Here is a 9,361-nt window from a genome sequence, read left to right as displayed (position 1 = left end):
CCAGACTGGCGCGAACACGTCCAGGTTGTTCTCGATGGCAATGAACAGCAACTGTCCCGCTTGACTCATGGCCAGTACCGCAAAGGCCATGTTGCGCCACTGCGGTTCGGCCAGCAGCACCACGATGCCCACGCCAAACACGGCAAGTGCCAGCAGGCTCAAAAGCCAGAAGAGTGGGCTCAGGCCTGACCAGCCCACAGGGCTGATCGACACGGGTTCATCCGGCGCATGCAGCAGGTCAACATTGACGGTCAGGTTGCTTGAACCTGCCTGCGCGAGCAAGGCGTTCATGCGCTGATGCAGTTGCAGATGCCGCTGGCGCAGATCCGGGTCGATGAGCCAGCGCTCGGAGCGTTGCAGCGAGAGCAACTCGATGGGGGCATACAGCGTCTGCACGCCCGTATTGACGGGCAGATCCAGCCGCAAGCCATCCAGGATGCGTCCCTCCAGGTGCACCAGAGGTGGATAGTCCGCCCCCTGGATCTTGATCTGTCCTTCCGGCGTGGCCCGCAGGTTGAAAGGCAAGTGCGGCTGCGTGGACAGCCAGTGCGCAACCAGAAAGAGCAGGCCACAAGCCAGCAAGATGGTCGTGACCAGCGCGCGCAGCCGCCAGCCTATCCAGCGCGGCAGTTCGTGAGAGCCTTGCAGGATCTCGTCCAGGCTGGGCCAGCCTGGGCGCCTGTCTGTCAGCAATTTGCCAGGTGAGGGGGTGGTCATGGTCGGTGTGCTGCGGGGCCGATCAGGTCAGGCCTCGCTGGTGATCACACCAGGCCTTGCTTGCTGGCCAGCACAGCGGCTTCTGCGCGGCTGGACACATTGAGCTTCTTGTAGATGGACTTGATGTGGTCGTTGACCGTGAACCACTTGATGCCCATCAGCGAGGCAATTTCCTTGATCGTGAAGCCCTTGCTGAGGTAGGTCAGCACTTCGCTTTCGCGTGGCGTCAGGCGTTCGTGATCCAGCGCGGCAGGCGCCGCAGTTGCCACGGCAGGCGCCGCGGCCTGAGGTGCTTGCGGATGGCCCAGGCCGTTGCCATGTCCATCGCCGGAGCGGAAGTGGGTCAACAACCGCCGCGCAATGGCGGGTGACAGCGGTGGCTGGCCGCGCACGATTTTTTGCAACTCTTCGACCAGCACTTCAAAGCGGTCTTCCTTGAGCAGGTAGCCGTCAGCGCCGCACTGCAGGGCCGGGAAGAGGTGGTCGTCATCCGAATACAGCGTCGTGACGATGCGGGTGGCCGGGTAATTGGCCAGCTCGGTCAGCAACTCAAGGCCGCTTCCATCAGGCAACTCCAGATCCACCAGGATCAACTGGTAAGGATCATCGGTCGGGGCCGCTTTGCCGCCTGCCGCGTGCCCGAGCAAACGACGTGCAGCGTCCAGATCACCGGCTTCGGTGATGCTGCTGACGTCGCTGAAGCTTTCGCGTACCACGCGGCACAGAAAGCCCCGGGCGACCGGGTTGTCTTCGAGAATCAATACCTTGACGGCCATGGTGCTCCTCCCGAAGCCGTCGTTCTGGCCAAGCGGGGTGTTGCTCTGTCTGCTCGCCAGGCAAGGGCCAGGCGAACTTATCCTTTCGGACGTTCACCGCGAGATTATCAGGTCCAGAGCGCTTGTCGTCACCTCAAGGCCCCCCGGTTAAACGGTTTGACCTTTCCAGGCGTTGCGCTTCTACAATCCGTGTATGCGAATTTTGATTGCCAACGACGATGGCTACCTCGCGCCGGGCATCGCTGCCCTGGTTGCAGCCTGCGAAGGCCTGGGCCACATTGATGTCTTTGCGCCTGAGCGCAATGCCAGCGGTACTTCCAACGCCCTGAGCCTGCATCAGCCCCTGAGCCTGCACACGGCCAGCAACGGTTTCCGCTACGTCAGCGGCACACCATCCGATTGCGTGCACCTGGCTTTGACCTCCGGCTTGATCCCCAAACCGGACCTCGTACTGTCGGGTATCAACAACGGCGCCAACATGGGCGACGACACCCTCTACTCCGGCACGGTCGCCGCCGCGACAGAAGGGCACCTGTTTGGCGTGCCCGCCATTGCCTTTTCCCTGACGGACAAAGGCTGGCAGCACCTGGATGTGGCGGCGCGTGTTGCACGGCAGGTGGTTGAGCACGCGCTGGCCCAGCCGCCGGCCGCCAGGCCCTGGCTGCTCAACGTCAATATCCCGGCCTTGGCCGATGTGGACAAGGCCCCCTGGGCCATCACCCGCCTGGGACGCCGTCACGCCAGCTTCCCTGCCGTGGCGCAAGCCAATCCACGTGGCGACATGTTCTACTGGATCGGCCCGGCCGGCGAAGCCAAGGAAGACGGTGAAGGCACCGATTTCCATGCGGTGCGCCATGGCCAGGTATCGATCACGCCCCTGCAGGTCGACATGACGGATCACCAGCGTCTGCCTGCCTGGCAGGGATGGGTGGGCACACGATGAGTGCCAGTCAACCTGATCGCAAGCCCCGCCGCTTTCCGCTGCAGCTGGATCAGGTGGCCACGGTCAAATCGTCCGGCCCCAAGCCGGCCCCCGTGGCCCAGACCGGCGCGCGAGAGTTGCTGCGCCCGCAGGTGCACCTTCAGCAGGCCGAGCAGGATCGCCGCCGCCACACCACACCGCAAGGCGTGGGCATGGACTCCATCCATGTGCGCCGACGCATGGTCGAGCGCCTGATGCAGGACGGGATCAGCCACCAGCACGTGCTGGACGCTTTTGCCCGCGTGCCGCGCCACCTGTTTGTGGACACCGCCCTGGTCAACCAGGCCTATGAAGACACCAGCCTGCCCATCGGGCTGGGGCAGACCATCTCCAAGCCGTCTGTCGTGGCGGCCATGATGCAGCTGCTGTGCGTGCGGCCTGGCCTGCAGGTTCAGGTCGACGTGACCGTGACGCACAAACCGCTGGGCCAATGCCTGGAAATCGGCAGTGGCTGTGGCTACCAGGCGGCCCTGCTGGGGCATTTGTCCCGGCGCGTGGTGTCCATCGAACGCCTGCGGGATCTGCACCTGAAAGCGCGCAGCAATCTGGATACCTTGCGCCAGCATCTGCCCGAGTGGCCGGATGTGCGCCTTGTCTACGGTGATGGCATGATCGGCCACGCGCCTCTGGCACCTTACGACACCATCATTGCTGCGGCCGGTGGCTCGGCCTTGCCTCAAGCCTGGATCGATCAACTGGCGCCCGGCGGCCGGCTGGTTGCGCCGCTGGAAGAGCCCCGAGGTGGCACACAGGTGTTGACCATCCTTGATCGCCTGCCCGATGGCAGTTTGCAGCACAGCCGCGCCGGCGCCGTGCTGTTCGTCCCCCTAAAATCAGGCACCACATGACGTAAACGGGTTGGCGGCGTTTGTCTCGCGCCGGCCCGGCTGAATGTCCCCATGCACATGAATTTCACTTACAGGTTCGCTGCCGCCGCAGCCTTGACGCTCGTTCTGGCGGGCTGCGCCTCGACCAACCACCATGCGCCGGTCGAAGACCGTTCGCGTGCGGGTACGCCCGGCACTGCGTCGAATGCATCCGCCACGCCCAAGGTGCTGCCAGGCGCCGAAAACGCGGGCAAGCCGGGTTACTACACCGTCAAGAAGGGTGACACGCTGATCCGTATCTCGCTGGATGCCGGCCAGCGCTGGCGTGATCTGGCTGTCTGGAACAGCCTGGAGAACCCCAATCTCATTGAAGAGGGGCAGGTTCTGCGTGTGATTCCGCCAGGAGCGGATGCCACGGCCGTGGCCTCTGGCGCCGCCATCACCAAGCCCATTGGCAGCCCCAAGATCGAGGCCCGCAGTGTGGATGCCAAGGGCAATGTGGTGGCCAAGACGGCCTCAGGCGTGGCTGCAGCCGCAGCCAGTGGCGCCTCGGGTGCGGCATCGGCTGCGCCTGCTGCCAGTGCCGCTGCCGAGCCCAAGGATGCAGGCAAAGACAAGGATAAGGACAGCAAGGACGCACCCGCCAAGGATGCGGACGAGCCTGCCTGGAGCTGGCCTGCCAATGGTCCCACGCTCAGTGGCTTTGAAGAGGGCAAGCGCAAGGGCCTGGCCATTGGTGGCAAGGCGGGTGATCCGGTCTACGCGGCTGCTGACGGCTCCGTGGTGTACGCCGGCTCCGGCCTGCGTGGTTACGGCAACCTCATCATCATCAAGCACAACGGCGAGTACCTGACGGCCTACGCCCACAACCAGACGCTGCTGGTCAAGGAAGACCAGAGCGTGCGCAAGGGCCAGAAGATCGCCGAAATGGGTTCGACCGACGCTGACCGCGTGCAATTGCACTTCGAAATTCGCAAGCGCGGCAAACCGATCGACCCCGCCAAACAGTTGCCCAGCCGCTGAGGCGCTCGGGTCTGAGACAATCGGGGGATGAGTGATTCATCCCCCGTTTCTGTTTCTGCTGCCCCTGTTGGCCCAGTTGTCGATGCAGTGGCCCCCGAAACCCCGCCCGTGCCACCGCACCTGCAGTGGCTGAAGATCGAATCCCTGGACCTTGAGGCCCAGGGCGTGGCCCATCGCGCAGATGGCAAGGTCGTGTTCGTTGAAGATGCGCTGCCCGGCGAAGAAGTGCGCGTCAACATCTCCCGCAAGAAAAACAACTGGGAGCAGGGCACGATGACGGACCTGCGTTGCGAAAGCTCGCAGCGCGTCAAGCCCCAGTGCACCTACTTTGGCCGGTGTGGCGGCTGCAAGATGCAGCATTTCCATGCCAGTGCCCAGGTGGCTGTCAAGCAGCGCGTGCTGGAAGACAACCTCTGGCACCTGGGCAAGGTCAAGCCTGACATGCTGCTGCGCCCCATTGAAGGGCCTGCCTGGGGCTACCGTTACCGCGCTCGCCTGTCGGTGCGCTATGTGGCCAAGAAGGGCACCGTGCTGGTGGGTTTCCACGAGCGTAAATCCCGCTACGTGGCCGACATGCAGACCTGCGAGATCCTGCCTCCCCACATGAGCCGCCTGCTGATGCCTTTGCGCGCGCTCATCATGAGCATGGACCAGCGCGAGAGCCTGCCGCAGATCGAGGTGGCCGTCGGCACCAAGGTCACGGTGCTGGTGTTGCGTCACTTGAATGCGCTCAGCCCGGCTGACGCGCAACGCCTGCGTGACTTCTCTGCCGAGCACAGCGCACACGATGGCGGCCAGCACACCATCTCCTGGTGGTTGCAGCCCAAGGGCCCGGACACCGTTCACCCGCTGGACGAATCCTTGCCTTCGCTGGATTACACCTTGCCCGAGTTCGGCATCACCATGCCGTTCAAGCCAACTGACTTCACGCAGGTCAACCACGCCATCAACCAGGTGCTGGTGGGCCGTGCGCTGCGCTTGCTCGATGTGCAGCCCGATGAGCGTGTGATCGACTGGTTCTGCGGCCTGGGTAACTTCACCTTGCCGCTGGCCACCCAAGCCCGGGAAGTGCTGGGCATTGAAGGCAGTGAAACCCTGGTAGCCCGCTCACGCGAGAACGCCAAGATCAATGGCGTGGATGCGAACACGAGCTTCGTGGCCCGCAACCTGTTCGAGATCACGCCGCAGGAACTGGCTGGCTATGGTCATGCCGACAAGTGGTTGATCGACCCGCCGCGTGAAGGTGCTTTTGCACTGGCCAAGGCCATGGCCGATCTGCATCAGGATCCGACGCTGGTGCCGGATTGGGTGCCGCCCAAGCGCATCGTCTATGTGAGCTGCAGCCCCTCTACGCTGGCGCGAGATGCCGGCTTGCTGGTGCACCAGGCGGGTTACCGCTGCGTGTCAGGCGGGGCGGTGAACATGTTCCCCCATACCGCCCACGTTGAAAGCATGGCGGTTTTCGAGCGCGACTGATTGCAGCGGTGTAGCCTTGCCTGAAGCAGGCGCCGTGACGGCGGCCTCTTCGGGCTGGCCCGGCTCCAGGCGCACCACGCGGTTGCGTCCGCCTGCCTTGGCCATGTAGAGGCCACGGTCGGCGCGGTCGATGGTGCGTGTCAGCATCTCCTCGGGCTCGTAGTGTGTGAGCCCGGCGGAGAAGGTCACATGCAGGCTGGGCGCGCTCTCGCTCACCATGCTGGCCGACAGCATCATCTGGATGCGTGACAACACCAGTTCAGCCGTCGGGCAATCGGTATCGGTGAACATCACGAGGAACTCCTCACCGCCCCAGCGCGCCACCACATCGGTTTCACGCAGGCCGCTGCTGACGATGCGTGCCACCGATGCCAGCACCTCGTCGCCCACCATGTGGCCATGTTTGTCATTGACCGACTTGAACAGATCTACGTCGATCATCGCCATGCAGAAACGGCGCTCGGTGCGGATGCAGCGGTGCTTTTCCGTGTTGAGCAACTCCAGCATGTGACGGCGATTGAACAGCCCGGTGAGCTCATCACGTGTGGCCAGATCCTGAATGCGCGCCAGTGCTTCCGAGAGTTCCTTCTTGCGTCGGGTCGAGCTGTCTCTGATGCGGTTAAGTTGCGACACCAGCAGGCACACGCTCACCAACATGAACAGCATCACGGCGAAATACACCATTTGCAGCTTGGCCATGTAAGGCACTTGCGGGCTGTTGTTGGCCACATTCAGCATGGCCGCCCCGAATGCAAGTGCAGCCACGACGCTGGCTTGAATCAGCGTGCGGGTGGTGGAGGTGAACATGCTGAACATCAGGAAGACGAACAGCAGCAGCAGCGCGATCGAGCTACCTGGCCCACCCAACTGGTATCCCCAGGCCAGGAAGAGTTCCGCGCAGATGACTTGTGGCCCGGCCATGGACGGATCGGCCAGTCGCTTGTTCAAACCGGTGCGCATGAAGGCGTAAAAACCTATCGTGCAGACCAATGCGGTGACCGTCAACCAGCCACTGCCTTCTGCGGCAATCACACCTTCCGAGACGCCGTAGTTCAGTGCGGCCACGCCCGCTACGGCGTTGGCTGAGCCCACCAGGTAACGAAGCAACAAGATGGACTGCTTGGGCTCGCTGGAGAGAATGAGGTTGGACAGCTTGTCCAACGCCGGTGAGTTGCCGCCCAGTTTGTTTCCCTTGTGATGAACCAGCACAAACAAACCCGCCACGAACATGATCAACATGAACGCGAGCAGCACCAGAAACTGCGTTGTACTGATGCCTGAGTAGGTGGTGATGAGGGGGACTGCCTGACTCAAGGGATGAATGGTCGTAGAGGCTATTTCACCATTCTGGCCATTTGCAAGCATTTGTGTAGACCTTGCATCAAACGGCAGCGCGCTTTCTGTCAAGTAATGCGCGGTTTTCTACGCTTTGAAATTTCACGTATCGATCGAGGTGTTGTCGCCAAGAAAAAAGGACCCCGAAGGGTCCTTGTGTGGTGGCTTGTGCTGCGCTGAAGTCAGAGCACTTCAGAGGCAAAGTCTGCCAGACGCGAACGTTCGCCGCGAGCCAGCGTGACGTGCCCGCTGTGCGGCCAGCCCTTGAACTTGTCCACCGCATAGGTCAGGCCCGAACTGCCTTCGGTGAGGTAGGGCGTGTCGATCTGAGCCAGGTTACCCAGACAGATGATCTTGGTGCCGGGGCCGGCGCGTGTGATCAGCGTCTTCATCTGCTTGGGCGTCAGGTTCTGCGCCTCGTCGATGATCAGGAACTTGTTCAGGAAGGTGCGGCCCCGCATGAAGTTCATGCTCTTGATCTTGATCTTGCTGCGCACCAGTTCATTGGTGGCCGCGCGACCCCATTCGCCAGCGCTGTTGTCGCCGCGAGCCAGCACTTCGAGGTTGTCATCCAGCGCGCCCATCCAGGGCGACATCTTTTCTTCTTCCGTGCCAGGCAGGAAGCCGATGTCTTCGCCCACCGGCACCGTCACGCGGGTGACGATGATTTCGGTGTACCGGCGCTCATCGAGCACCTGGCACAAGGCGGCAGCCAGTGTCATCAGCGTCTTGCCGGTGCCGGCGGAACCCGTCAGCGTCACGAAGTCGCATTCGGGGTCCATCAGCAGGTTGAGCGCGAAGTTCTGCTCGCGGTTGCGCGCCGATACGCCCCACACAGAGTGCTTCTGGTTGGCGTAGTCCTTCAAGGTGCGCAGCACGGCGGTCTTGCCCGTGATCTCGATGACCTTGCCGTACCAGGGTGTGGCGCCCGGGCTCTCCAGGTACACGAACTGGTTGATCAGGAGGACAGGCACCATGGGGCCGGCCACGCGGTAGTACGTGATGCCACCTTGCTGCCAGCTTTCCATGCCCTTGGCGTGGCGCTCCCAGAAGTCGCTGGGCAGCGGCAGCACGCCGGTGTAGAGCAGGTCGCCGTCTTCCAGCGTCTTGTCGTTGAAATAGTCTTCGGCGATCAGTCCCAGCGCGCGCGCCTTGATGCGCATGTTGATGTCCTTGGACACCAGCACGACATCGCGGCCCGGATGCTGGCTGCGCAGTGCTTGCACGACGCCCAGGATCTGGTTGTCGGCCTTGCCTTGCGGCAGGCCGGCAGGCAGTTGCACTTCCATGCCCATGGTCTGGAAGTACAGCTTGCCCTTGGCTTCAACGTGGCCGGTCTTGGTCAGGTCGATGCCCGAGGCGGGGTCAAGCTGCTGGCGGCTGCTCATGTCGGCGGCCAGTGCATCCAGATCGCGGCTGACCTGGCGGGCGTTGCGCGCTACTTCGGTCATGCCCTTCTTGTGTCCGTCCAGCTCTTCGAGCGTGATCATGGGCAGGTAGACATCGTGCTCTTCGAAGCGGAACAGCGACATCGGATCGTGCAGCAGCACGTTGGTGTCCAGCACGAACAGCTTGGCGGGGCCGCCCACATCGCGGCGGCGACGCGTGGTGCTGGAACCGGGGGCGGGCAGATGGCGCGACTTGGCGCTGTCGCCGTTGGACGTTTTGGTGACCACAGGCGCCGAATCGGATTTGTCCGCCACGATCGGGGCAACAGCGCGCCCCTTCTTGGTGCTGGTGGGTTTGAGTGCGGTCACGGGTTCCACAACGGTGGCTGCGGGCTTCACCAGTTCCAGCACAGGTGGCTGGATCACGGTGGGCACTGCTTTGGCCGATGCGGAGCGCGTGGTGCTCTTGGCTTGCTTGACAGGTTTGGGCTGGGACGTGAAGTCGTCAGCGTTCAGCATGTCAGCGCGTTTGGTGGGCGGCTTGGGCAGAGGCATGATGGTGTCCGTCAATAGTGAAGGCACAAACAAAAAGGCCGCACAGGACAATGTGCGGCCTCAGGCTGGTCGATCTCGCAGGCATCGGGTCGATGCTCGGCAGATCGGTGGTCAGACAGTGGACTGAGTTCAGTACAGCTCAGATGCATGAAATTGATTATGCACACTCCATGCCTGCCGTGGCGTCGTGTTGCGGCAGGTCAACAGGCCGAATGCATCACGCTTTCCCTGACGATGTTTCACGATCAGGGCAAGTCCCCTCCGCATCGACCCCCAAAAACA

7 protein-coding genes and 1 pseudogene are annotated in these 9,361 nt (G+C 62.7%); 4 read left to right on the top strand and 4 right to left on the bottom strand.

The window, feature by feature from the left end; translation table 11 throughout:
- Both EPO09_RS18300 and EPO09_RS18295 read right to left on the bottom strand, forming a co-directional pair.
- Positions 1 to 717 (bottom strand): annotated as a pseudogene (locus EPO09_RS18300) (hypothetical protein); the annotation flags it as partial.
- 44 nt (positions 718 to 761) lie between these two features.
- A complete protein-coding gene (locus tag EPO09_RS18295) occupies positions 762 to 1,493 on the bottom strand; it encodes a response regulator transcription factor (RefSeq protein ID WP_290645311.1) in 732 nt (243 codons plus the stop codon).
- Positions 1,494 to 1,686: 193 nt separating this feature from the next.
- Here EPO09_RS18295 and surE point away from each other — a divergent pair, with 193 nt between their 5' ends.
- Genes surE through rlmD form a run of 4 tightly spaced genes read left to right on the top strand, consistent with a single transcriptional unit; the run spans position 1,687 to position 5,801 of the window.
- Positions 1,687 to 2,436 carry a 5'/3'-nucleotidase SurE gene (gene surE, locus EPO09_RS18290; protein WP_290645309.1) on the top strand — a complete coding sequence of 250 codons (750 nt, stop codon included), beginning with the start codon at positions 1,687 to 1,689 and terminating at the stop codon, positions 2,434 to 2,436.
- Positions 2,433 to 3,323, top strand: coding sequence for a protein-L-isoaspartate O-methyltransferase (gene pcm / locus EPO09_RS18285; RefSeq protein ID WP_290645307.1), 891 nt, complete (start codon positions 2,433 to 2,435; stop codon positions 3,321 to 3,323). Before surE ends, pcm begins: the two co-directional genes overlap by 4 nt.
- 51 nt (positions 3,324 to 3,374) lie before the next feature.
- Positions 3,375 to 4,325 carry a peptidoglycan DD-metalloendopeptidase family protein gene (locus EPO09_RS18280; RefSeq protein WP_290645305.1) on the top strand — a complete coding sequence of 317 codons (951 nt, stop codon included), beginning with the start codon at positions 3,375 to 3,377 and terminating at the stop codon, positions 4,323 to 4,325.
- Between the two features lie 27 nt (positions 4,326 to 4,352).
- Entirely contained in the window at positions 4,353 to 5,801 is a 1,449-nt protein-coding gene (rlmD, locus tag EPO09_RS18275) for a 23S rRNA (uracil(1939)-C(5))-methyltransferase RlmD (RefSeq protein WP_290645303.1), read from the top strand.
- Here rlmD and EPO09_RS18270 read toward each other — a convergent pair.
- On the bottom strand, positions 5,730 to 7,115 hold the full coding sequence (locus EPO09_RS18270) for a diguanylate cyclase (protein WP_290645301.1): 1,386 nt from the start codon (positions 7,113 to 7,115) through the stop codon (positions 5,730 to 5,732). The genes rlmD and EPO09_RS18270 overlap by 72 nt on opposite strands.
- Positions 7,116 to 7,318: 203 nt before the next feature.
- On the bottom strand, positions 7,319 to 9,079 hold the full coding sequence (locus EPO09_RS18265) for a PhoH family protein (RefSeq protein ID WP_290645299.1): 1,761 nt from the start codon (positions 9,077 to 9,079) through the stop codon (positions 7,319 to 7,321).
- Positions 9,080 to 9,361: the final 282 nt, after the last annotated feature.

The sequence above is a fragment of the Aquabacterium sp. genome (genome assembly GCF_004297345.1).
GTDB lineage: Bacteria > Pseudomonadota > Gammaproteobacteria > Burkholderiales > Burkholderiaceae_C > Aquabacterium.
This window is presented reverse-complemented; position numbering and strand designations above follow the sequence as displayed.